Origin of the sequence: Fusobacterium mortiferum ATCC 9817 (genome assembly GCF_000158195.2) — a bacterium.
Classification (GTDB): Bacteria; Fusobacteriota; Fusobacteriia; order Fusobacteriales; family Fusobacteriaceae; genus Fusobacterium_A; species Fusobacterium_A mortiferum.
In genome coordinates, this window is sequence record NZ_GL987988.1 from 293,146 (window position 1) to 315,231 (window position 22,086).

Annotated in this window: 24 protein-coding genes, 3 tRNA genes and 1 pseudogene; 24 read left to right on the plus strand and 4 right to left on the minus strand. The window is 29.7% G+C overall.

Going from position 1 to position 22,086, the window contains the following annotated elements; all coding sequences use genetic code 11:
- Positions 1-43 precede the first annotated feature (43 nt).
- From rfbA to FMAG_RS02465, 12 genes are all read left to right on the plus strand, one after another.
- Positions 44-913, plus strand: coding sequence for a glucose-1-phosphate thymidylyltransferase RfbA (gene rfbA, locus FMAG_RS02415; protein ID WP_005883723.1), 870 nt, complete (start codon positions 44-46; stop codon positions 911-913).
- Positions 914-1,041: 128 nt separating this feature from the next.
- The gene (locus FMAG_RS02420; RefSeq protein ID WP_005883724.1) at positions 1,042-1,926 is read left to right on the plus strand and encodes a VirK/YbjX family protein; all 885 of its coding nucleotides are present in this window, start codon (positions 1,042-1,044) and stop codon (positions 1,924-1,926) included.
- 159 nt (positions 1,927-2,085) lie between these two features.
- Positions 2,086-2,634 (plus strand): polysaccharide deacetylase family protein, encoded by a 549-nt coding sequence (locus FMAG_RS02425; RefSeq protein WP_261660743.1) that lies wholly within the window; start codon positions 2,086-2,088, stop codon positions 2,632-2,634.
- Positions 2,635-2,741: 107 nt separating this feature from the next.
- Positions 2,742-4,262: a glutathione ABC transporter substrate-binding protein gene (locus tag FMAG_RS02430; RefSeq protein WP_005883728.1), complete on the plus strand. Its 1,521-nt coding sequence runs from the start codon at positions 2,742-2,744 to the stop codon at positions 4,260-4,262.
- Between the two features lie 9 nt (positions 4,263-4,271).
- Complete coding sequence (locus FMAG_RS02435; protein WP_005883729.1) at positions 4,272-5,024, plus strand: creatininase family protein; 753 nt, start codon at positions 4,272-4,274, stop codon at positions 5,022-5,024.
- A gap of 171 nt (positions 5,025-5,195) precedes the next feature.
- The gene (gene prfA, locus FMAG_RS02440; RefSeq protein ID WP_005883730.1) at positions 5,196-6,272 is read left to right on the plus strand and encodes a peptide chain release factor 1; all 1,077 of its coding nucleotides are present in this window, start codon (positions 5,196-5,198) and stop codon (positions 6,270-6,272) included.
- Position 6,273: 1 nt separating this feature from the next.
- A complete protein-coding gene (locus FMAG_RS13975) occupies positions 6,274-6,516 on the plus strand; it encodes a hypothetical protein (RefSeq protein WP_261660689.1) in 243 nt (80 codons plus the stop codon).
- Positions 6,517-6,554: 38 nt separating this feature from the next.
- Positions 6,555-7,409: a peptide chain release factor N(5)-glutamine methyltransferase gene (gene prmC, locus FMAG_RS02445; RefSeq protein WP_261660690.1), complete on the plus strand. Its 855-nt coding sequence runs from the start codon at positions 6,555-6,557 to the stop codon at positions 7,407-7,409.
- On the plus strand, positions 7,409-8,440 hold the full coding sequence (gene queA, locus FMAG_RS02450; RefSeq protein ID WP_005883731.1) for a tRNA preQ1(34) S-adenosylmethionine ribosyltransferase-isomerase QueA: 1,032 nt from the start codon (positions 7,409-7,411) through the stop codon (positions 8,438-8,440). The genes prmC and queA overlap by 1 nt, the downstream gene beginning before the upstream one ends.
- Entirely contained in the window at positions 8,421-9,002 is a 582-nt protein-coding gene (rsmD, locus tag FMAG_RS02455; protein WP_372460068.1) for a 16S rRNA (guanine(966)-N(2))-methyltransferase RsmD, read from the plus strand. The genes queA and rsmD overlap by 20 nt, the downstream gene beginning before the upstream one ends.
- 8 nt (positions 9,003-9,010) lie before the next feature.
- Complete coding sequence (gene xseB / locus FMAG_RS02460; RefSeq protein ID WP_005883733.1) at positions 9,011-9,214, plus strand: exodeoxyribonuclease VII small subunit; 204 nt, start codon at positions 9,011-9,013, stop codon at positions 9,212-9,214.
- A gap of 1 nt (position 9,215) precedes the next feature.
- The gene (locus FMAG_RS02465) at positions 9,216-10,103 is read left to right on the plus strand and encodes a polyprenyl synthetase family protein (RefSeq protein WP_005883734.1); all 888 of its coding nucleotides are present in this window, start codon (positions 9,216-9,218) and stop codon (positions 10,101-10,103) included.
- Positions 10,104-10,460: 357 nt separating this feature from the next.
- On the opposite strand, the gene FMAG_RS02470 is transcribed toward FMAG_RS02465, so the two are convergent.
- Positions 10,461-11,150, minus strand: a complete 690-nt coding sequence (locus tag FMAG_RS02470) for a LexA family transcriptional regulator (RefSeq protein ID WP_005883735.1) — start codon at positions 11,148-11,150, stop codon at positions 10,461-10,463.
- Between the two features lie 176 nt (positions 11,151-11,326).
- On the opposite strand from FMAG_RS02470, the gene FMAG_RS02475 reads away from it, so the two are divergent.
- The 10 genes and pseudogenes from FMAG_RS02475 (at position 11,327) to rplT (ending at position 15,813) form a co-directional block, all read left to right on the plus strand.
- Positions 11,327-11,554: a hypothetical protein gene (locus tag FMAG_RS02475; RefSeq protein WP_005883736.1), complete on the plus strand. Its 228-nt coding sequence runs from the start codon at positions 11,327-11,329 to the stop codon at positions 11,552-11,554.
- Positions 11,555-11,649: 95 nt separating this feature from the next.
- Entirely contained in the window at positions 11,650-12,501 is an 852-nt protein-coding gene (locus tag FMAG_RS02480; protein WP_005883737.1) for a MurR/RpiR family transcriptional regulator, read from the plus strand.
- A 10-nt stretch (positions 12,502-12,511) separates the two neighbouring features.
- Entirely contained in the window at positions 12,512-13,324 is an 813-nt protein-coding gene (proC, locus tag FMAG_RS02485) for a pyrroline-5-carboxylate reductase (protein WP_005883738.1), read from the plus strand.
- 48 nt (positions 13,325-13,372) lie between these two features.
- Positions 13,373-13,456: transfer RNA gene (locus tag FMAG_RS02490), tRNA-Ser, on the plus strand.
- Positions 13,457-13,461: 5 nt separating this feature from the next.
- Positions 13,462-13,552: transfer RNA gene (locus tag FMAG_RS02495), tRNA-Ser, on the plus strand.
- Positions 13,553-13,597: 45 nt separating this feature from the next.
- A tRNA-Arg gene (locus FMAG_RS02500) sits at positions 13,598-13,674 on the plus strand.
- Between the two features lie 111 nt (positions 13,675-13,785).
- A complete protein-coding gene (locus FMAG_RS02505; protein ID WP_005883741.1) occupies positions 13,786-14,421 on the plus strand; it encodes a LysE family translocator in 636 nt (211 codons plus the stop codon).
- A 219-nt stretch (positions 14,422-14,640) separates the two neighbouring features.
- Positions 14,641-15,161 (plus strand): annotated as a pseudogene (gene infC, locus FMAG_RS02510) (translation initiation factor IF-3); the annotation flags it as partial.
- A 44-nt stretch (positions 15,162-15,205) separates the two neighbouring features.
- Positions 15,206-15,412 carry a 50S ribosomal protein L35 gene (rpmI, locus tag FMAG_RS02515; protein WP_005883744.1) on the plus strand — a complete coding sequence of 69 codons (207 nt, stop codon included), beginning with the start codon at positions 15,206-15,208 and terminating at the stop codon, positions 15,410-15,412.
- Between the two features lie 50 nt (positions 15,413-15,462).
- A complete protein-coding gene (gene rplT, locus FMAG_RS02520; protein ID WP_005883745.1) occupies positions 15,463-15,813 on the plus strand; it encodes a 50S ribosomal protein L20 in 351 nt (116 codons plus the stop codon).
- Positions 15,814-15,866: 53 nt separating this feature from the next.
- Here the strand turns inward: rplT and glyA are convergent, their stop codons facing one another.
- The 3 genes from glyA to FMAG_RS02535 all read right to left on the minus strand — a co-directional run bounded on the left by glyA (position 15,867) and on the right by FMAG_RS02535 (position 19,813).
- Entirely contained in the window at positions 15,867-17,105 is a 1,239-nt protein-coding gene (glyA, locus tag FMAG_RS02525) for a serine hydroxymethyltransferase (protein ID WP_005883746.1), read from the minus strand.
- Positions 17,106-17,117: 12 nt separating this feature from the next.
- Positions 17,118-17,474: an arsenate reductase family protein gene (locus FMAG_RS02530; protein ID WP_005883747.1), complete on the minus strand. Its 357-nt coding sequence runs from the start codon at positions 17,472-17,474 to the stop codon at positions 17,118-17,120.
- A 224-nt stretch (positions 17,475-17,698) separates the two neighbouring features.
- Entirely contained in the window at positions 17,699-19,813 is a 2,115-nt protein-coding gene (locus tag FMAG_RS02535) for a glutamine synthetase III family protein (protein WP_005883748.1), read from the minus strand.
- Between the two features lie 251 nt (positions 19,814-20,064).
- On the opposite strand from FMAG_RS02535, the gene ptsP reads away from it, so the two are divergent.
- Both ptsP and FMAG_RS02545 read left to right on the plus strand, forming a co-directional pair.
- A complete protein-coding gene (gene ptsP / locus FMAG_RS02540) occupies positions 20,065-21,798 on the plus strand; it encodes a phosphoenolpyruvate--protein phosphotransferase (protein WP_005883749.1) in 1,734 nt (577 codons plus the stop codon).
- 18 nt (positions 21,799-21,816) lie between these two features.
- Positions 21,817-22,086 (plus strand): HPr family phosphocarrier protein, encoded by a 270-nt coding sequence (locus FMAG_RS02545; protein WP_005883750.1) that lies wholly within the window; start codon positions 21,817-21,819, stop codon positions 22,084-22,086.

Below are 22,086 nucleotides of genomic sequence, written 5' to 3' on the forward strand. Positions count from 1 at the left end.
TATTATGATTAATATTAGTTTTGAATAAAAAAGGAGTACAAAAATGAAAGGGATAATATTAGCTGGTGGAACAGGGACAAGACTATATCCAATGACAAAGAGTATATCAAAGCAGATACTTCCTATCTATGATAAACCAATGATATATTATCCTCTTTCTGTACTTATGTTAGCAGGGATAAGAGAGGTACTGATAATCTCTACTCCCAGAGATTTAAGATGTTTTGAAGAGTTGTTTCAAGATGGTAGTGAACTTGGAATGAAGATAGAGTATAAGGTACAGAAAAAACCTAATGGTTTAGCAGAAGCCTTTATAATAGGAGAAGACTTTATAGGTAATGACAATGTAGCCTTAGTTTTAGGAGATAATATTTTCTTTGGACAGGCTTTCTCTCCCATTTTAAAAAATGCAGCTAAATTAGAAAAGGGAGCAGAAATTTTTGGCTATCTAGTAAAAGACCCAAGAGCATATGGAGTAGTAGAATTTGATAAGAATAGAAACGTAATCTCAATAGAAGAAAAGCCTGAAAATCCAAAATCTAAGTATGCAGTACCTGGATTATATTTTTATGATAATAGTGTAGTAGAAAAAGCTAAGAGTATTAAACCAAGTAAAAGAGGAGAGTTAGAGATAACAGACTTAAATAGATTGTACTTAGAGGAGAAAACTCTAAAAGTAAATCTATTGGGAAGGGGATTTGCTTGGTTAGATACAGGAACACATAAAAATCTTTTACAAGCATCTAACTTTATAGAAACTATACAGGAAAGACAAGGAAACTATGTGGCATGTATAGAGGAGATAGCATATAGAAATGGTTGGATAAGTAATGAGGATTTATTAAGGTTAGCAGAGTCACTATTAAAAACTGATTATGGCAAATATTTAATAGAAGTAAGTCAAGAGGTTTAGGATTAAAAATAAGTGAATTTAGTAACAAAAAAGTAATATAATTTACACCTAAAATGACAAAAGTTGTCATTAATTACAGGTATAATATATGTGGGAGAATTTAGTAAATAATTACTAGGAGAGAGCACATGTTACAAGGAGTAAAATTATATTATTCAGTTATGAAAAATGGTAAGGGAAAGGGAGAAATTAATAATTTTAAAAAAGGCATAAAATATATTGGAAGAAATATCCTAATGTATAGTTATTCAAAAGAGATAGCTGATTTCATCCTTTCACATAAATACTTAAGAGATGAGGTATATAGATATCCTAGTTTATGTAGTAAATTACATAGACCATATCTGACTAATTCATTAATAAATAGAGATAAAGTAAAAGCCATAACTACATCTTATAGAATTTTAGATAAAAGATTTCCAGAGAGATTATTAGATAGACTATATAGAGAGGGAAAATTAGAACTTTGTACTTTTCAAGGGAAAAATGATAGTGAGTACAAGCTTTCTTTAAATTTGTATACATCTTATGAAAAAGAGGGAGAGTTTACCTTAGTTTGTTATAATTTTGAAGATAAACCACTAGCTAAACTTACCTTTGGTTTTTTAGAAGATAGTATAATTATAGGGGGATTACAAGGATTAGAAAAGGGAGAAGACATTAATCTTATAAAAGAGGCTACTAAAAATATGTATGGAGTTTTTCCTAAAAGATTGGTATTAGAGATTCTTTATCTACTTTTTCCAGAGTATAGAGTATTAGGAGTGAGCAGAGAGAAACATATATACTTTTCTGACCATTATAGAAAGAGAAAAGAGGGAAAAGTCCATGCTAACTATGATGAGTTTTGGGCAAGTTTAGATGGAGAGGAAAAAGACGGAATGTGGTTACTTCCTAAAAAATTAGAGAGAAAAAATATAGAAGAGATTCCATCTAGAAAAAGGTCTTTATATCAAAATAGGTTTAATTTGTTAGATGAAATATTTAAGGGAATATTAGAGAAAATAGATTAATAAAATATATAACAAAAAGAGAGGATAAAGAATATGAAGTGTAGCTAAATATTATGAAGAATTAAAAACTCTCTATTTTCTCTACCCTAATATAGATGAGATAATTATATTTGGTTCAAGGGCAAGAGGGGATTACAAAATAGATTTTACAAAAAATATATCATACTTACTGTAGATGATGGATATAAAGATAACTATACTATTCTATATCCTTTGTTGAAGAAATATAATATGAAAGCAGTTATATTTTTAGTGTCAGGACTAGATTATAATAGATGGACAGTAGAGAGTGACAATGAAAAGAGATTTGACCTTATGAGTGATGAAGAGGTTATGGAGTTACAAAATAGTGGTCACATAGAGTTTGGGGGACATACTCTTACTCATGTGAGTTTTTTTGATGTAGATGATGAGAGAGCTAGAGAGGAGATAGTAAAGGATAAGGAGATTACAGAGAAAAGACTTGGAAAAAAATTAAAAGTTTTTGCTTATCCATATGGACATAAAAGAAAAGAGGTAGTGGAGATGGTCAAAGAGTGTGGATACTCTTTTGCTGTATCTACTGACACTGGAAGTGGAATATTTACTAAGGATTTATTTGATATTAGAAGAACAGCCATTGACAAAACTTCCCTTATCAATTTTTTAAGAAGAATATCTCCAAGATATTTACAATATAAGGCTAGAAAGTATAAAGATAAATTTTAAAAAATGAAATTATTTTCATTTTTAAATAAAAATAAAAAAAATTTACATGAATTCCAAAATGTGATATAATTGTAAAAATTATTTATTACATATTGGAGGAAGAAATTATGAATAAAAAATTGTTAGTATCATCATTGGTGTTATCAATGTTATTTTTAGCTTGTGGACAAGAAGAGAAAAAAATAGAAAAAAAAGATACTTTAATAGTAGCTCAAGGGGCAGACACAAGAAGTTTGGATCCTCAAAAGGCTATTGATACCCCAAGTGTAAGAGTATATCAACAAGTATATGATGAATTAGTAGAAAAAGATGATAATTTAAATATTATTCCTGGTCTTGCAGAGAGCTGGGAAAATATAGATGAGAAAACTACAATTTTTCATTTAAGAAAAGATGTTAAGTTTCATAATGGAGAAAAATTAACAGCTGAAGATGTAAAATTTTCAATTGAAAGAATGAAAGAACAACCAACAGTAGCATTTTTAGTAACAGAAATAGAAAAAATTGAAGTAGTAGATGAATATACAGTAAAAGTAATAACAAAAAGTGGATTTGGGCCATTACTTAGCCATTTATCTCATCCAGGAGCAGCTATTTTAAATAAAAAAGCTGTACTTGAAAAAGGTGATTCATATGGTCAACATCCAATAGGAACAGGACCATATGTTTTTGAAAATTGGCAATCAGGAGATAGAGTTACTTTAAAGGCTAATCCAGATTATTTTATGGGAAAAACACCAGTTGAGAATGTAATATTTAGAGTAATACCAGAAGGAACAAATAGATCTATTGCCTTAGAGACAAAAGAGGTTGATATAGTTTATGAAATAGATCCTATTGATATAGATAGGATAAAAGAGAATGGAGAATTTAACTTCTTGATGCAGCAATCTTTAGGTAATGCTTATATAGGAATAAATACATTAAAAGAACCATTTACAAATCCTAAAGTGAGACAAGCTATGGCTTATGCTATTAATACTCAAGATTTAATAGATGTTGTATATAAAAAGACAGCTAGTAAAGCAAATGCACCAATAGGACCATTAGTTCCAGGATATAATGAAAAAGCTAGAAATTATGAATATAATATTGAAAAAGCTAAAGAATTAATGAAAGAAGCAGGATATCCTAATGGATTTAAAACAACTATTTGGGTTAATGATAATAATATTAGAAAAGATATAGCTACAATTTTACAAGATCAATTTAGAGCTATAGGAATAGATTTAACAATAGAAACATTAGAATGGGGAGCATATATAGATAGAACAGCTAGAGGAGAACATGAGATGTTTTTATTAGGATGGGTAACAGTTACAGGAGATGCTGATTATGGATTATATCCACTTTTCCATACATCTGCTCATGGTAGACCTGGTAATAGATCATTTTATTCTAATCCAGAAGTAGATAAACTTTTAGATTTTGCTAGAACATCAACAAATCAAGCTGAAAGAATGGAAGCATACAAAAAGGTTCAAGAGATAGTTCAAGAGGATTTACCTATTATAACTTTAGTAAATCAAAGTCAAAATGTGGCAACACAAAAAGATATTGAAAACTTTACAATAAATCCAACAGGTTTTTATGAGTTATATAATGTAAATTTTTCTGAGAATAAATAGGAGGGGAAAATGAAAATAAGTAATGTACCAGCAAAAGATGCAATGGAACTTATTAAAAAAGAACCAATTGCTATGATAGCAATAGGGAGTGTTGAGTATCATGGAGCACAAGCACCATTAGGGACTGATTATATAATTCCAGATTATATTGTTAATGAGTTAAGTATGAGAGAGGATATCTTAGCATTACCTCCTATACCATATGGAAATTGCCAGTCTATTAAAGATTTTCCAGGAACTATTAATATAGGAACAGAAAATTTGATAAGAGTTATGAATTCAATAGTAGATTCCTTATTAAAACATGGAATAAAGAAATTTATTTTTGTAAATGGACATGGTGGAAATATTGCTGCCCTTGATCAAGTGGGATTGGATACTTATGAAAAAGGTGGACTTATTGCTACTATTGATTGGTGGAATTTAGCAAAATTATTAAATCCAGATTATGATGGTGGACATGGAGATATTCAAGAAACAAGTGTAGCTATGGCAGTAGATGAGAAATCTGTAAATCTAGCTTATTGTGAACCACTACAAATAAATGATTTATCAGATAAGATAACAAATAAATATATTTCACTTTTAAATTATAAAAACGGAAATGTAAAAATTGTGAGAAGCTTTAAAGATGTTGTTTCTAATGGATGGATAGGACCGTATGATCCTAAAAACTCTACTAAAGAATTAGGAGAAAGAATCTTAAAAGATGTAATTCAATATATTAATGAATTTATAGATGATTTTAAATTAGTTAAATAATTTTATATTAATGGGATATTGTAACTTAAAATTTTACAATATCCCTATTTTGTTTAAATTTTATAAAAAATACCTTTTAAAAATGACAAGGAATATTACCTTACATTGATTTTTTTAGATAAATATGATATAATTATTAAGTTATAGTGTAGAAAAGGAGATGAGAAGAAAGTGTTCGCTAAGTTAGAAGAAGTTGTAAGAAGATTTGATGAGCTTAATGAGATGTTAGGATCCCCAGAGATTTTATCTGATCCAAAGAAAATGATGGAATGTAATAAAGCATTAGCTGATATAACACCACTTGTAGAAAAATATAAAGAGTATAAAACTCTTAGTGAGGATTTACAATTTATAAAAGAGAATATCAGAAATGAAAAAGATCATGATATGAGAGAGATGATGAACGAAGAGCAAAAAGAGCTTGAGGAAAAATTACCTGAGTATGAAAAAGAGTTAAAAATTCTTTTACTTCCAAAAGATGAAAACGATGACAAAAACGTTATCGTAGAGATCAGAGGAGGAGCAGGTGGAGATGAGGCTGCTCTATTTGCTGGAGACCTATTCAGAATGTATAATAGATATGCAGAAAGAAGAAAGTGGAAAGTAGAGATAATCGAAAAACAAGAGATTGGTATTGGAGGAATAAAAGAGGCAGTATTCAGTATCAATGGGCTTGGAGCTTATTCAAGATTAAAATTTGAATCTGGGGTACACAGAGTACAAAGAGTACCTGAAACAGAATCAGCAGGAAGAGTACATACATCAACAGCTACAGTAGCTGTATTACCAGAGGTAGAAGATGTAAAAGAGGTAAAAATTGATCCTAAAGACCTTAAGATTGATACATATAGATCTGGAGGAGCTGGAGGACAGCACGTAAATATGACTGACTCAGCTGTTAGAATTACTCACTTACCAACAGGAATAGTAGTACAATGTCAAGATGAGAGATCTCAGTTAAAAAATAGAGAGAAAGCTATGAAGCACTTAGTATCAAAGCTATATGAGATGGAGTGCGAAAAACAAAGAAGTCAAGTAGAGAGTGAAAGAAAACTTCAAGTAGGAACAGGGGATAGATCTGAAAAGATCAGAACATACAACTTCCCACAAGGAAGAATTACAGACCACAGAATTAAATTCACTGTATATCAATTAGATGCATTCTTAGATGGAGACATAGATGAGATGATAGATGCTCTTATCACATTCAACCAAGCTGAGATGTTAGCTAGTGCATCAGAAGAGTAATATGAATCTGTTAGAAATATTAAATTTTTCAAAAGAGTATTTGCAAAAATACTCTTTTTCAAAACCCCGTCTTGAAAGTGAAAAACTTATAGCAGCAGTTTTAAAATTAGATAGAATAACTCTCTATGCATATTTTGATATGGAGCTTACAACAGAACAAAAAGATACAATAAAAAAATACCTAAGGGAGATGGCAAGAGGTAGAATAGGTTTTGATGAACTTATAGAAAAAAGGGAGATTTAGAGTTAGATACTAAAAACTATAAAGAAGAAAATTATGATTTGCTCAAAAAATCTATTGAATATTTAGAGAAACATCAAGTACCTAATGCAAGACTTGATGCTGAATATATTTTTGCACATATCTTAAAGGTAAGTAGAGTGACACTTACTTTGAATTTAAATAAAAAGATAGAAGAGGAAGATAAAAATAGAATAAGAGAGATGTTAGTAGCTAGAGGAAAAGAGAGAAAACCTTTACAATATTTACTTGGAGAATGGGAATTTTATGGATATCCATTTAAAGTAGATGAGAGAGTTCTTATTCCTAGAGCTGATACGGAGATATTGGTAGAGCAATGCAAATATCTTGTAAATGAGCTACCTAGTCCTAAGATAATGGATATAGGGACAGGAAGTGGAGCTATTGCCATATCACTTGCTAAAGAGTTACCTAATACTCATGTGTTAGGACTAGATATAAGTGAGGGAGCTTTAGAGGTAGCTACACAAAATAGAGATATAAATGAGGCTACTAATGTAAAATTTCTTAAGTCAGATGTTTTTTCCATCTTAAGAGATGAGAAATACAAAAATGTAAAATTTAATCTGATAGTTTCAAATCCACCATATATTCCAACAGAGGAGTATGTGGAACTCATGCCAGAGGTATTGAAGTACGAGCCTAAAAATGCTTTGACTGACAATGGAGATGGGTACTATTTCTATGAAAAAATATCCAAAGAGGCTAAGGAGTTTTTGACAAAAGATGGATATTTAGTTTTTGAAGTGGGATATAATCAGGCTGAAAAAGTAGCTGATTTTATGAGAGAAAATGGATTTGATGTGCTATCAATAGTAAAAGATTATGGTGGAATAGATAGAGTAGTAATTGGAAAGAGAAGAGAGGAAAATTAATGTCTACAAAACTACATGATTATGATTACCATCTACCAGAGGAGTTAATAGGACAGGAGCCAAGAGAGCCTAGAGACCATGCTAGACTTATGTTGGTAGATAAAACTAATAAAAAGATAGAGCACAAGCATTTTTATGATATAATAGATTATCTACAAGAGGGAGATATCTTAGTAAGAAACTCTACTAAGGTAATTCCAGCTAGACTTTTTGGACATAAAGAGACTGGTGGAGTGTTGGAAATTTTACTTATAAAAAGAATAAATCTAGATACTTGGGAGTGTCTACTTAAACCAGCTAAAAAATTAAAACTTGGACAAAAACTATATATGGGACAAAATAGTGAACTTGTAGCTGAACTAATAGAGATAAAAGATGATGGAAATAGAGTTTTAAAATTTACCTATGAAGGAGCTTTTGAAGAGGTATTAGATAAACTAGGAAATATGCCATTACCACCATATATAGTGGAAACTTTAAAGGAAAAAGAGAGATATCAAACTGTGTATGCTCAAAGAGGAGAGTCAGTAGCAGCACCAACAGCTGGTCTACATTTCACTAAAGAACTTTTAGAAAAGATAGAAAAAAAGGGAATAAAGATTGTAGATATATTTCTTGAGGTAGGACTAGGAACATTTAGACCAGTACAGACTGAAGATGTGCTAGACCATAAGATGCATGAGGAAATATTTGAGATACCTCAAGAAGCAGCAGATATAATTAACAAAGGAAAGGCTGAAGGAAGAAGAATAATCTCAGTAGGAACTACAAGTACAAGAGCATTGGAATCATCAGTAGATGAGAATGGAAAAGTAATTGCTCAAAAGGCAAGTACAGATATATTTATCTATCCAGGATATGAGTTTAAAGTTATAGATGCTCTTATTACAAATTTTCACCTACCAAAATCTACTTTACTTATGTTAGTATCAGCTTTTTCAAGCAGAGAGTTTATGTTGAGTGTATATGAAACTGCTGTAAAAGAAAAGTATCATTTCTTCAGTTTTGGAGATGCAATGTTTATCTATTAATGGAGTTGATGTGATGAGAATAATTGCAGGAGATGCAAAGAATAAGAGAATAAAGAGTAGAAAGGGAACAGATACAAGACCTACATTAGGAAGTATGAAGGAGTCATTATTTTCTATAATAGCTCCATATGTACCAGACTCTGTATTTTTAGATCTATTTAGTGGAAGTGGAAGCATATCTTTAGAGGCTTTAAGTAGAGGAGCCAAGAGAGCTGTGATGATAGAGAAAGATGCTGAAGCTCTAAAATATATAATAGAAAATGTAAATAACTTAGGTTATGAAGATAGATGTAGAGCTTATAAAAATGATGTATTAAGAGCTATTGAAATCTTAGGAAGAAAAGGAGAAAAATTTAATATAATCTTTATGGACCCACCATATAAAGATGAGGTGTGTACAAGGGTTATGAAAGCTATTGAAAAACATAAAATCTTAGCTGAGGATGGACTAATAATATGTGAACACCATGTTTTTGAAGAGATGGCTGATACTGTAGGAGAGTACAAAAAAGCTGATGAAAGAAAATATGGAAAAAAATGTATAACTTTCTATACTAGATAGGAGAAAATATGAAGTTTGAAGAAAATCTTGCAGAGATAGATGAGATAATAGAGAGATTAGAAAGTGGAGATTTATCCCTTGCTGATTCTATAAAAGAGTATGAAACAGCTATGAAATTATTAAAAAAATCTTCTGACTTATTAAATAAAGCAGAGGGAAAAGTTTTAAAAGTAGTAGAGAAAGATGATGAAATACTACTTGAGGAGGTATAAGATGTTATTTAAAGAGTATCTTGGAATGGGAAAAAAATTAGTAGAAGATGGAATTGATAAGTATCTAGGAGAGCTAACTTATCCAGAGGTTATAGCAGAAGGAATGAAATATGCTGTATTAAATGGTGGAAAAAGATTAAGACCTATACTTCTATTTATGACTTTGGATATTTTAGGGTGTGAAAGAGAAAAAGGGCTAGCTACAGCTTCAGCTATTGAGATGATACACTCTTACTCTTTAGTACACGATGACTTACCAGCTTTAGATAATGATGATTATAGAAGAGGAAAACTTACTACTCATAAAAAGTTTGGAGAGGCAGAGGGGATACTTATAGGAGATGCTCTTTTAACACATGCTTTCTATGTACTTACTGAGAAAAACTCTCATCTTTCAGCTGAGAAGATAGTTGAAATAGTAAAACTTACATCTAGTTATGCTGGTATCAATGGAATGATTGGTGGACAGATGGTAGATATTGCTAGTGAAGGTAAAAAAATAGATTTAGAAACTTTGAGATATATGCATGCACATAAGACAGGAAAGCTTATAAAATTACCTGTGGAAGTAGCTTGCGTAATAGCTGATGCTTCTATTGAGGATAGAGAAGTACTTACAAAATATTCTGAATTAATTGGACTTGCTTTTCAAATAAAAGATGATATATTAGATATTGAGGGAGATTTTGAAACTATTGGTAAACCAGTAGGAAGTGACTTAGAGCATGATAAATCTACTTATCCATCTATTCTAGGAATGGCAGAAAGTAAGAAATTATTATCTGAAACAATAGAAGAAGCTAAGAGTATTATAAGAGCTAGATTTGGAGAAGAGAGAAGTAAAACTCTTTTAGATTTAGCTGATTATATAGGAAATAGAGATAAATAGGTAACTAGCTTAGTTATTTATGACTTCAAAAGAAAACTAAGAAGTGTTCCATATTCCAAGAAGTTGATTAACTATGAGCTTACCTCACTAAAAATGCAAGGGGTGAGTCTTCAACTTATTGCATTTTTTAGCGTTCAATTTCGCTGAGTTAATCTAACTTCTCTTCATAAATTACACAATTCTTTGAGTTTTCTAAAATTAATTTATTAGCTGAATAGTTATTAATAATACAAAAGGAAAAAATTTACTTCCAATCGCTAGCGATTATACAATAGTCATTACAGTAAATTTTTTCCTTTTTTTATTTTTTGAACAAAAGTCATTCTTGAGTTATTCTAATCTCTTAAATTCTAATATTTATCTAACATCATTGATAACTTTTAAAACTTTTCCTATTACCTTAAACTCATCTTGTGGGTAAACATATATTGGTTGATAGTTAGGATTATCACTTAAAAGAGCAAAGAAGTTTTTAGTAACTTTTATTCTTTTAACAAAAGATTCTCCATTTACTAAGAAAGCTCCAACCTCTCCATCTCTTAATTCAGAACCCTGTCTACAAATGATAATAGATTGATTTTTTATAGTAGGTTCCATAGAATCCCCTTTTACATTTATAGCAAAGACATTTTCAGTATTTTTTATTCCTGGAAGAGAGATATAATCAATAGGTTCTTCATCAGTAATAACACCTATACCAGCACTAATTCTAGAAAATAGAGGAACAAGAGTATTATTATTGGAAATATCTTTTATCACTTGTCTTTTAGAAAGTTCTTTTTCATCAGATAATCTTTTTATTTCATTTAAAATAATTGCAGGAGTTCTTTCAATAGCTGCAAGATATTTTAATTTTTCACCCTCAGAAGGAGTAAGAAGTAATAGACTAACAAACTTATCTAAAATCTCTTCACTTGGTGGATTTTTAACCTCTCCTCTTTCAATTCCATTATAATATGATTGAGTAATACCAGCCATTTTTGCAAATTTATTTTGGCTAATTCCAAGAGCTTCTCTTCTAACTTTTAAATAAGTTTTAAAATCCATAACATTACCTCCTATTTATATATATAAATAATTATAATATATTTTTTGGAAAATAGCAATAAAAACTTTATAAAATAAAGGATTATTAAAAAAATATTGACATTCTTTTAAAAAAGTTATAATATATATCTATAAATATAGTTATCTATTTCTAAATATAAATTTGGAGGGTTCATATGAAAATATTAATAAAAAATAAAAAATGGGAAACTTCTTTTGAAAGAGCGAAATTAATTTGTGAAGTAACTGGTAGAAATAAAATATTTAACATAAAATTTTCATATAAAGGAAACGATGTGACTATAAGAACAAGTAATTTAGATAATACCTTTAGATATCTTGAAAATATTTTTAATAATAGCATAGTAGAGGAGCTACCTATTGAAAATAAAATGGTAATATAATTATCAAAAAAGTAAAAATTATTTTGCATTTCTCTTTATAATGGAATATAATAAATTATATATAATTATAATTTTAATAAGAAAGAGGGAAATTTATGAAGAAGAAAATATTGAGGTATTTAGATGATAACTATAATTCTTTTAGTAAAAGCTTCAAAAAAATAGCTGAATACATAAAGTATAACCAAAGTATAATATCTTTTATTTCAATAAATGAGTTAGCTAAGGAGACAGAAACAAGTCCAGCTACAATAACAAGATTTTCTAAAAATTTAGGATTTAAAGGTTATCCAGATTTTCAAAAAATCTTCCAAAAAGAAGTAGAACAACAAACTTCATATATGAAAGGGTTAAAAAATAGTATTACTGAAAGAGATGACAGCAGCTCTGTATTACAAGAAATGATTAATACTAATATAGAGTTATTACAAGAGATGGATGTCTTTGAAATTGAAAAAAGTTTAGACCAAGCAGTCGATTGGATAAATAGTAGTAGAAAATTATATATTCTAGGAGCAAGAGGATCCTATGCCTTAGCTTACTATCTATACTTTATGCTAAAAGAGTTTAGAGAAGGTGTTGAACTGATGATATCTGGAGCATCAGACTTTACAGATAAACTTCTATATACTCAACCAGATGACTTACTACTTACAATATCATTCCACCCTTATACTAATTTTACTTATCAAGTTACAGAATTCTTTAAAGAGCATGGAAATAAAGTAATAACTATTACAGATAAAAAAGATTCAACTTTAGGAAATATTTCAGATTTAGTTTTAACTACTAAAAATGGAGAGAAAGCTTATACATTTGTTCCAGGAACTGTAATAATAAATGCATTATTAGTAAAATTAGGAATGGTAGATAAAGAAAATACAGTTGAAAAATTAGATAAATTAAAAGAGATTACAGATAGATTTAATATCTATCTTGATAAATAAGGAGAATGTTATGAAGTTAGGATTTATAGGTTGTGGAAATATGGGAGAAGCCTTTTTAAAAGGTATTATAAACTCAGAAATGGTAGAATTAAATAATATATATGTATATGATAAAATAAAAGGTAAAGAAATATCAGAAAAATATAATATTAATATTTTAGAGAATGAAGTAGCAGTAGTTGATGAGTGTAATATTATATTTTTAGCAATAAAACCTAATGTATATTTTGATGTAATAGATAAGATAAAAGATAATGTTAATAGTAGTAAGATAATTGTAGCTATGGCACCTGGAATAACTATGGAAAATATTTTAGATGAAATAGATAATAGAAATAGTAAGATAGTAAGAACTATGCCAAATCTTCCACTTATGGTTCAAGAGGGATGTATAGCATATGCTTTTAATGAAAATATAGAAGAAGAAGAGAAAAAGTTTTTTAAAGAGCTTTTTGAAAAAATTGGAGTAGCTATTGAAACAAAAGAGGAGTTATTTGATGCTGTAATTGGAGCTTCTGGTTCATCTCCTGCTTTTATGTTTATGTTTATAGAGGCTCTTGCTGATGCAGCTGTATATGAGGGATTACCAAGAAGTGATGCCTATAAATTAGTAGGGCAAACTTTAGTAGGATGTGGAAAGTTATTCTTAGAAAGTGGAAAACATCCAGGAGAATTAAAAGATAATGTTTGTTCACCTGGAGGAACTACAATAGTAGGAGTAAGATATTTAGAAGAGGCAGGATTTAGAGGAGCTGTTATTAAGGCTGTAACTGAAACTATCAAAAAATCTAAAGAGATGAGTTTAAAAAATAATAATAATTAAAAAAATATTTGACAAAAATAAAAATATATGATATTATCTTATGTGCTTGGAAGGTTATCCTAATTGGTAAGGAACCGGTCTTGAAAACCGGCGCCGCAAGGCTTCAGAGTTCGAATCTCTGATCTTCCGCCATAAACGGTGAAGTGGCAGAGTGGCCTAATGCACTCCCCTGCTAAGGGAGAGTACCTATAAACGGTACCGAGAGTTCAAATCTCTCCTTCACCGCCATTTGAAATTAAACGGGTAGTAAAACTACCCTTTTTTTATAAAACTGCGTTCGTAGCTCAATTGGATAGAGCGTCTGACTACGGATCAGAAGGTTAGGGGTTCGATTCCTCTCGGGCGCGCCACTTTAAATTTTAATAAGATATAGAGAGTTTATGCTCTCTTTTTTTATGTAAATAATAAAAATAGTAAAAATATAATCTATACTATAAAAAAGTAATGAAAAAGGAGAAAGTATGTTAGGGATTATAAACTATGAAATGTATATAACATCATGTATAATTTTAGCTTTGATACCTGGAAGTGACACTATGTTTATATTGGGACAATCTATAATCAATAGTAGAAAGTCTGGAGTTTATTCAGCATTAGGAATATGTTCAGGAATATTAGTGCATACTTTTTTAGCTGCTTTTGGATTATCTCTTATTTTAAGAAATTCGATTACAGCATTTAATATAGTAAAATTTTTAGGTGCGATGTATCTTGTTTATATGGGAATAAAAAGTATCAAAGCTAAAGATAGTTTATTAGTAGCAGAAGGAGAGGGCCCTAAAGAAAATCTAAAAAAATCATTTTTTCAAGGAATGATAACTAATATTTTAAATCCAAAGGTTGCACTGTTTTTCTTAGCTTTCTTACCACAATTTGTAGATACAGCAAATAACTATGGAGCAATTCCCTTTGCAATTTTAGGATTAACTTCATTTGCTATTTCAGGAGTATGGTGTGTATCTCTTTCTATTTTTGCATCATTTATAGCAATGTTTTTAAAGAAAAATGAAAGTTTTGGAAAAATAATTAATAGAGTTTCTGGAACAATTTTTATAGTTTTAGGAGTAAATTTACTTAGAGCTAAGATAAATAGCTAGTTAGAAAAAATAAAGAAAATACTTGACTTTTTGTAGTAAATCGAATATAATTATATAGGTAATTAAATAGAGATTAAAGAAGAAACTACCTGTTTCTCACCTTATGGGCTACTAAGAGCTTACACAAGGTAAAAACTTTTAAAAATGAGAATTAACATTTGTTTATTATAAAAGTTGAGATACGGGGCATAGTTTGTCCTGTTTTTTATTTATAATTAAAAATGGAGGTGCTTACTATTACTGATAAAATTAGAATTAATGAAAAAATTAAAGGAAAAGAGTTTAGAATAATCTCATCTTCTGGGGAACAATTAGGAGTAATGAGTGCAAATGCAGCACTTGAATTAGCTAGACAAGAGGGATTAGATTTAGTGGAAATAGCGGCTACTGCAAAGCCACCTGTATGTAAAATCATGGATTTTGGAAAATACAGATATGAGCAAACTAGAAAAGCTAAAGAAGCTAAGAAAAATCAAAAACAAACAGTTGTAAAAGAAGTAAAAGTAACAGCTAGAATAGATAGCCATGATTTAGAAACTAAGATGTCTCAAATTAAGAAATTCTTAGAAAAAGAAAATAAAGTAAAAGTAACATTAGTGTTATTTGGAAGAGAAAAGATGCATGCTACATTAGGTGTAGATACACTTGATGAGATAGCTGAAAAATTTGCTGAGATAGCTGAAGCTGATAAAAAATACAATGATAAGCAAAAACATATAATCTTATCACCAAAAAAATAATTAATAATAAAACAGATTTAGATATTTGAGAGGAGGACATTATTATGCCAAAAATGAAGACTCATAGAGGAGCTAGAAAAAGAATTAAAGTTACAGGAACAGGTAAATTTGTAATTAAACACTCAGGAAAAAGCCATATCTTAACTAAAAAAGATAGAAAGAGAAAAAATAACTTAAAGAAAGACTTCGTAGTAACTGAGACTTTAACAAGACATATGCAAGCTTTATTACCATATGGAGTAGGAAGATAATTAATTTATCATAATCAAATTTTTGTGTGAAATAGTCAGGAGGAAATGTAATGAGAGTTAAAACTGGTATAGTTAGAAGAAGAAAACATAAAAAAGTTTTAAGAGCAGCTAAAGGATTTAGAGGTGCTTCTGGTGACGTTATAAAACAAGCTAAACAAGCTACAATGAGAGCAGCAGCTTACTCTACAAGAGATAGAAAAGTAACTAAGAGAAGAATGAGACAATTATGGATCATCAGAATAAATACAGCTGCTAGATTAAATGGATTAACATATTCAACTTTAATGAACGGACTTAAGAAAGCTGGAATCGTATTAGATAGAAAAGTTTTAGCTGATATCGCTTTAAATAATGCAGCTGAGTTCACAAAATTAGCAGAAACTGCAAAAGCAGCTCTATAATTTTAGAGAGAATATAAAAGTAAGAGAGTTTCATATGAAACTCTCTTTTTATATTATTGATATAGTGGAAATTTTAAACAAAGAGCTTTAACTTTTTCTTTTATTTTTAAAAGTTCAGTTTCATTATCAATATTTTCCATAACTCTAAGAATAAAGCTTCCAATCTCTTCCATCTCTTTTTCTTTCATTCCTCTAGTTGTCATAGCAGGAGTTCCTACTCTTATTCCACTTGTAACCATAGGTTTTTCAGTATCATAAGGAATACCATTTTTATTTACAGTTATACCAGCCATATCTAATGCTTTTTCAACTTGAGCTCCAGTAAGCCCTTTAGATTTTACATCTATAAGCATCATATGATTATCAGTTCCACCACTTACTATTCTAAGTCCACCATTTTCTAATACTTTTGCTAAAGTTTGAGCATTTTTTACAATTTGCTTTTGATACTCTATAAATTCTGGAGTTAAAGCCTCTTTAAAAGCCACAGCTTTAGCAGCTATTATATGCATAAGTGGTCCACCTTGTATTCCAGGGAATATAGTTTTATCAATTTTTTTAGCTATCTCTTCATCATTAGTCATAATTACTCCACCACGAGGACCTCTTAGTGTTTTATGAGTAGTGGTAGTTACTACATGAGCATATGGAACAGGTGAAGGATGCACCCCAGCAGCAATAAGTCCAGCTATGTGTGCCATATCTACCATTAAATAAGCTCCAACTTTATCAGCAATCTCTCTAAATCTTTTAAAATCTATTACTCTTGAATATGCACTAGCTCCAGCTATTATCATTTTTGGTTTAGTTTCAAGAGCTATTCTTTCTACTTCATCATAATCTATTCTTTCGTCTTCTTTAGAAACACTATACGAAACAATATTATAATCTTTTCCAGAGAAATTTACATTTTTTCCATGAGTAAGATGTCCCCCATGATCTAATTTCATTCCTAAAACTGTATCTCCAATATTAAGAAGTGCCTTATAGACTCCCATATTTGCTTGTGAACCAGAGTGAGGTTGAACATTTACATAATTTACATTAAAAAGTTTTTTAGCTCTTTCAATAGCTAATTTTTCAGCTATATCTACAATATGGCAACCACCATAGTATCTTTTATCAGGATAACCTTCAGCATATTTGTTTGTCATTATACTTCCAGCTGCTTCAAGTACAGCTTCAGATACAAAGTTTTCAGATGCTATTAATTCAATCCCTTCATTTTGCCTTTTCTTTTCTGCCTCAATTGCTTCAAAAATTTCTCTATCAATTTTATAAAGCTTATTCATAAATACCTCCTATTATTTGAAAAACTCTTCCCACTTATCTTTTTTAAAGCCAATTAAAACTCCTTTATCTGTAACTACTAGAGGTCTTTTAACTAGCATACCATTAGAAGATAAAATTTCTACCATCTCCTCTTCAGTAGCTGTAGCAAGTTTTTCTTTTAGGTTCATCTCTCTGTATAAAATACCACTTGTATTAAAGAATTTTTTTGCAGGTAATCCGCTTAGAGCTATAAACTTTTTTAACTCTTCTTTTGTAGGGTTATTTTCAACAATATGTCTACTTTCAAACTCTATTTTATTCTCTTCTAACCATTTTCTTGCGTTAACACATGTACTACATTTAGGATAATTAATAAATAATACTGACATAGATTTCCTCCTAGAAATATATTTTTTCTTATCTTAATTATACTAAATTAGTCATAATAAATGCAAGTTAAAAATAATATTTATAAAAAAGGAAAAAAATTTACTATAATGAGCAGTGCATAAGCACTAGCAATTTGAAGTAAACTTTTTTCCTTTTATATTGTTAAATGTTTTTATTTTTTGATTTCAATTTAAGAATTTGCAACAGTCTCTTTTGTTGCAGATTATAATCTAAATAATAAATCGTAATAAGTAGGGATAGGCCATACTGTCTTATCAACTAATAACTCTAATGAGTCAACTACATATCTCATTTGGTTAAGCATAGGAACTAGCTCATTATTATAGTAACAAGCTCTTTCATATTCGTCAGCTATTGCAGTAGCCACTTTTAATCCTTCATTTAAATCTGTTATACAATTTTTTAGTTGATTTTTAAAATTAATAACTTTTATTAGATGCTCTTTATCAAATTGGATAAACTCTTCCTCTTTTAAAGCTTCTCTTACACTATTTATCATTTGAGAAATATTAGTTACATATTTAATAACACAAGGATAAATCTCATTTCTAGCCATTCTTATAGCGGTTGAGATTTCAATATTAGTTTGTTTATTATATCTATCACTATATACTTTAAATCTTGAGTAAAGTTCATTTCTTGTAAGGACTCCATTTCTCTCAAATAATTCAATAGTCTCCTCTCTAATATATACAGGAATACCCTCTATTGTATTTTTTAGATTTGAAAGTCCAAGCTCTTTTGCTTTGTCTATCCAAGAGCTTTCATATCCATTTCCATTGAAGATTATCCTCTTATGAAGATTGTATCTTTCTTTTATAAGTTTAATTATATATTTATTAATATTTTTAGTAGGATCAGTTTTTTCTAAAATATCAGCATATTCTTTCAAAATATCTGCAACAATAGTATTTATCATGAATACAGGTGTAGAAGCTGAAGCACTTGAACCTGGCATTCTAAATTCAAATTTATTTCCTGTAAAAGCAAATGGAGAAGTTCTATTTCTATCAGATAAATCCTTTGCAATTTTAGGGATACGTACTCCAATATCAATAGTTTCATTGATATCAGCAGTCTCTAAGAAAGAAGCATTTCCAATATTTTCAAATAACTCTTGTAATTGCTCTCCTAAGAATATAGATATTACAGCTGGTGGAGCTTCATGTCCTCCAAGTCTATGGTCATTTCCAGGAGTAGCTGTACAAGCTCTTAAAACATCAGCATATCTATCAATTCCTTCAATAACTGCCATAGTATAAAGTAGGAATTGTAAATTATCAGGTTTTAAATTATCAGGATCGTAAAGATTAACTCCAATATCAGTAGCTAATGACCAGTTACAGTGTTTTCCAGAACCATTTACCCCAGCAAAAGGTTTTTCATGTAAAAGTGCAGCTAAACCATGTCTATTTGCTACCTTTTTAATAGTATCCATAGCTAGATGATTTTGGTCAACTGAAACGTTAGCTGAAGTAAACATTAAAGCTATTTCAAATTGGTTAGGAGCAACTTCGTTATGCTTTGTTTTTGCCATAACTCCAAGTTTCCAAAGCTCAGCATCTAACTCTGACATGAAAATCTCTACTCTTTCTTTAATAGTACCATAGTAGTGATCATTCATCTCCTGTCCTTTAGGAGGAAGATTTCCAAATAGAGTTCTTCCAGCAAGAGCTAAGTCTTGTCTTCTATCCCAGAACTCTTTTTCTACTAGGAAATACTCTTGCTCTACTCCAAGAGTTACATTGATATGTTTTGTGTTAAAATCACCTAGAAGTCTTTGAATTCTTAGTGCTTGTGCTTCAACTGATTTTATAGATCTTAAAAGTGGAACTTTTTTATCTAATGCTTCTCCATTATATCCAACAAAAGCAGTAGGAATATAAAGAGATTTAGTCATTCCTTCTCCTTTTATAAACATAGGAGAACTAGTATCCCAAGCTGTATATCCACGAGCTTCAAAAGTAGACCTTAATCCACCATTTGGGAAAGAAGAAGTATCAGCTTCACCTTTTATTAAATCTTTTCCAGAGAATTGAGACATAATAGTCCCTTCAGAAGTAACAGAAATGAAAGATTCGTGCTTTTCAGCAGTAAGTTCAGTAAGAGGTTGGAACCAGTGTGTAAAGTGAGTGGCACCTTTTTCAGTTGCCCAGCTTTTTACAGCGTTAGCTATAACATCGGCTACTTCAAAAGACATTTCGGCCTCACCGGCTTGAACTGCTTTAAATTTTTTAAAAACAGAACTAGGAACCCTGCTTTTTAATTCAAGCTCTGAAAAATAATTTACTCCAAAGACATCTAACATTGTGTTCATTTAATAAATCCTCCTTATAAATATAGACTAAATAATAAAATTTCTAAACAAACATTATATATATTTTTTAGTTTTAATACAAAATTTATTTATGAAATTAATTATTTATTAGAGATTTTAACACATGTTCGTAATATAATCAATAATTTTTTAAAAAACTTTTTTATACAATTAAAAAATTGAAAAAAATTCCAAAATAAGATATAATTTTATGTAGTATAGGAGCTGATAGAAAGGGGTGGAATTTTTTTATGGAACGATTGTCAGGAAATTGTGTATATGAAGGAATTGTAATAGGAGAGATTTATTTAGATATAGACACAAATTTGCAAAATGAAAAGGAAAATATCCCCTTTGAAGAGATAGGAAAAGAGAATTTAAGACTGGAAGCAGGAATAAAAAAATCAATTTCTGATTTAAAAAATTTAAAAATTGATTTGAAGGGAAAAGTAAATGAAAAAGAATTAGAAATAATAGAGGCACATATTTTATTATTGAAAGACCCAATGTATATTTCTGATATAAAAAAGTTAATAGAAAAGGAACAAAAAAAAGCTGAGTATGCAGTAAAAGAAACAACTGAAAAGTTTGTAAGATTATTTGAAAATATAGATAGCCCTGTATATAGACAGAGAATGTTGGATATTAAAGATGTAAGTAATAGACTTATTGAAGCTCTAAAGAGTGAAAATGAAGATTATAAAGAGTTTAATAATAAAATATTAATAACAAAAGAAATTTATCCAACAGAACTTTTAAAGCTCCACAAAGAGGGAGTCGAATTGAAAGGGATTATAATGGAATATGGAGGGACAACCTCTCATTTAGCTATATTAGCAAAAGCTTTGAAGATTCCTACACTAATGGGAGTAAATGATGTCTTTAATCATAAATGGAAAGAAAAAATTATACTGGATACAACTGAAGAAAGTACATGTGTAATAGCAGACCCGACAGATGAAGAGATAAAAGAGTATGAAAAGAAACGAAAAAAATTCTTAAGGAAACTCAATTTGATAAAACAGGGAGCTCATCTTCCAAGTGTAACTCAAGATGGAGTAAACATAAATCTGTATTTGAATTTGGGAGATAGTGAACATGATAAAATCAATGAAATTGATAGAGAATTAGTAAAAGGAGTCGGACTTCTTAGAACAGAATTAATATATATGAAGAGTCAAACCTTTCCAACTGAAGAACAGCAGTTAGAAAAATATAGACAAATCTTGAATAGTCTTTCAAAGGAGCAACCCATTATAATAAGAACATTAGATATTGGAGCAGATAAACAGCTTTCATACTTTAAAATGCCAAATGAAGCAAATCCATTTTTAGGATTGAGAGGAATAAGATTTTCCTTAAAATATCAAGATATCTTTGAAACGCAGTTAAGAGCTATACTTAGAATTTCAAATGAGAGAAACATAAAAATAATGTATCCTATGATAACTACTTTATTAGAAGTAAGAGAAGCAAATAAAGTATTAGAAAAAGTAAAAGGAGATTTAAGAAAAGAAAATATTCCTTTTGATGAAAATATAGAAGTAGGTATAATGGTAGAGGTACCATCAGTAATAATGATGGCAGAGGCTTTTGCTAGAGAGATAGATTTTTTTAGCGTTGGAAGCAATGATTTAACTCAATATATACTAGCTACAGATAGATTATCTGAAACAGTTGGAGAATTATATAGTTCATTTAATCCAGCAGTGTTAAGAGCTATATATCATGTGAAAAAAGCAGCAGATAAATATAATAAAAAAATCTCTGTATGTGGAGAAATGGCAGGGGATTTAAAAGCGATAGTTGCATTATTGAGCTTAGGGATAAAGGATTTAAGTATGGTAGAATCATCAATTCTATCTGCTAAATCTTTAGTAAGAGGTTTAGAGTATAAAACTTTAGAAAATATAAGAGAGAATATCTTAAGTTGTGAAACAGAAGAGCAAGTAAAAAATATTTTAAAAGAGTATATAAATTATTAAATTAGGAGATTTTAAAAAATGAAAAGTAGAATAGTAGAGATAAAAAATAAAGCGGGGCTTCATGCTAGACCATCATCACTGTTTGTTCAACTTGTTACAGGATTTGATTCAGATATAACTGTAAAATGTGATGATGAAGAGATAAATGGTAAGAGTATAATGGGTCTTATGCTATTAGCAGCTGAACAAGGAAGAAAATTGGAGCTTATAGCTGATGGTCCTGATGAAGATGAGATGTTAGATGCATTAGTAGATTTAATAGAAGTAAAAAAATTTAATGAGGAATAG

Coding starts and splice junctions, on each gene's coding strand:
- xseB (WP_005883733.1), top strand. CDS start 9,011: ATGAAGTTTGAAGAAAATCTTGCAGAGATAGATGAGATAATAGAGAGA.
- FMAG_RS02475 (WP_005883736.1), top strand. CDS start 11,327: ATGAAAATATTAATAAAAAATAAAAAATGGGAAACTTCTTTTGAAAGA.
- ptsP (WP_005883749.1), top strand. CDS start 20,065: ATGGAACGATTGTCAGGAAATTGTGTATATGAAGGAATTGTAATAGGA.
- FMAG_RS02480 (WP_005883737.1), top strand. CDS start 11,650: ATGAAGAAGAAAATATTGAGGTATTTAGATGATAACTATAATTCTTTT.
- FMAG_RS02465 (WP_005883734.1), top strand. CDS start 9,216: ATGTTATTTAAAGAGTATCTTGGAATGGGAAAAAAATTAGTAGAAGAT.
- proC (WP_005883738.1), top strand. CDS start 12,512: ATGAAGTTAGGATTTATAGGTTGTGGAAATATGGGAGAAGCCTTTTTA.
- queA (WP_005883731.1), top strand. CDS start 7,409: ATGTCTACAAAACTACATGATTATGATTACCATCTACCAGAGGAGTTA.
- FMAG_RS02435 (WP_005883729.1), top strand. CDS start 4,272: ATGAAAATAAGTAATGTACCAGCAAAAGATGCAATGGAACTTATTAAA.
- FMAG_RS02530 (WP_005883747.1), bottom strand. CDS start 17,474: ATGTCAGTATTATTTATTAATTATCCTAAATGTAGTACATGTGTTAAC.
- FMAG_RS02505 (WP_005883741.1), top strand. CDS start 13,786: ATGTTAGGGATTATAAACTATGAAATGTATATAACATCATGTATAATT.
- rsmD (WP_372460068.1), top strand. CDS start 8,421: ATGCAATGTTTATCTATTAATGGAGTTGATGTGATGAGAATAATTGCA.
- FMAG_RS02420 (WP_005883724.1), top strand. CDS start 1,042: ATGTTACAAGGAGTAAAATTATATTATTCAGTTATGAAAAATGGTAAG.
- FMAG_RS13975 (WP_261660689.1), top strand. CDS start 6,274: ATGAATCTGTTAGAAATATTAAATTTTTCAAAAGAGTATTTGCAAAAA.
- glyA (WP_005883746.1), bottom strand. CDS start 17,105: ATGAATAAGCTTTATAAAATTGATAGAGAAATTTTTGAAGCAATTGAG.
- FMAG_RS02545 (WP_005883750.1), top strand. CDS start 21,817: ATGAAAAGTAGAATAGTAGAGATAAAAAATAAAGCGGGGCTTCATGCT.
- rpmI (WP_005883744.1), top strand. CDS start 15,206: ATGCCAAAAATGAAGACTCATAGAGGAGCTAGAAAAAGAATTAAAGTT.
- FMAG_RS02535 (WP_005883748.1), bottom strand. CDS start 19,813: ATGAACACAATGTTAGATGTCTTTGGAGTAAATTATTTTTCAGAGCTT.
- FMAG_RS02430 (WP_005883728.1), top strand. CDS start 2,742: ATGAATAAAAAATTGTTAGTATCATCATTGGTGTTATCAATGTTATTT.
- rfbA (WP_005883723.1), top strand. CDS start 44: ATGAAAGGGATAATATTAGCTGGTGGAACAGGGACAAGACTATATCCA.
- rplT (WP_005883745.1), top strand. CDS start 15,463: ATGAGAGTTAAAACTGGTATAGTTAGAAGAAGAAAACATAAAAAAGTT.
- FMAG_RS02470 (WP_005883735.1), bottom strand. CDS start 11,150: ATGGATTTTAAAACTTATTTAAAAGTTAGAAGAGAAGCTCTTGGAATT.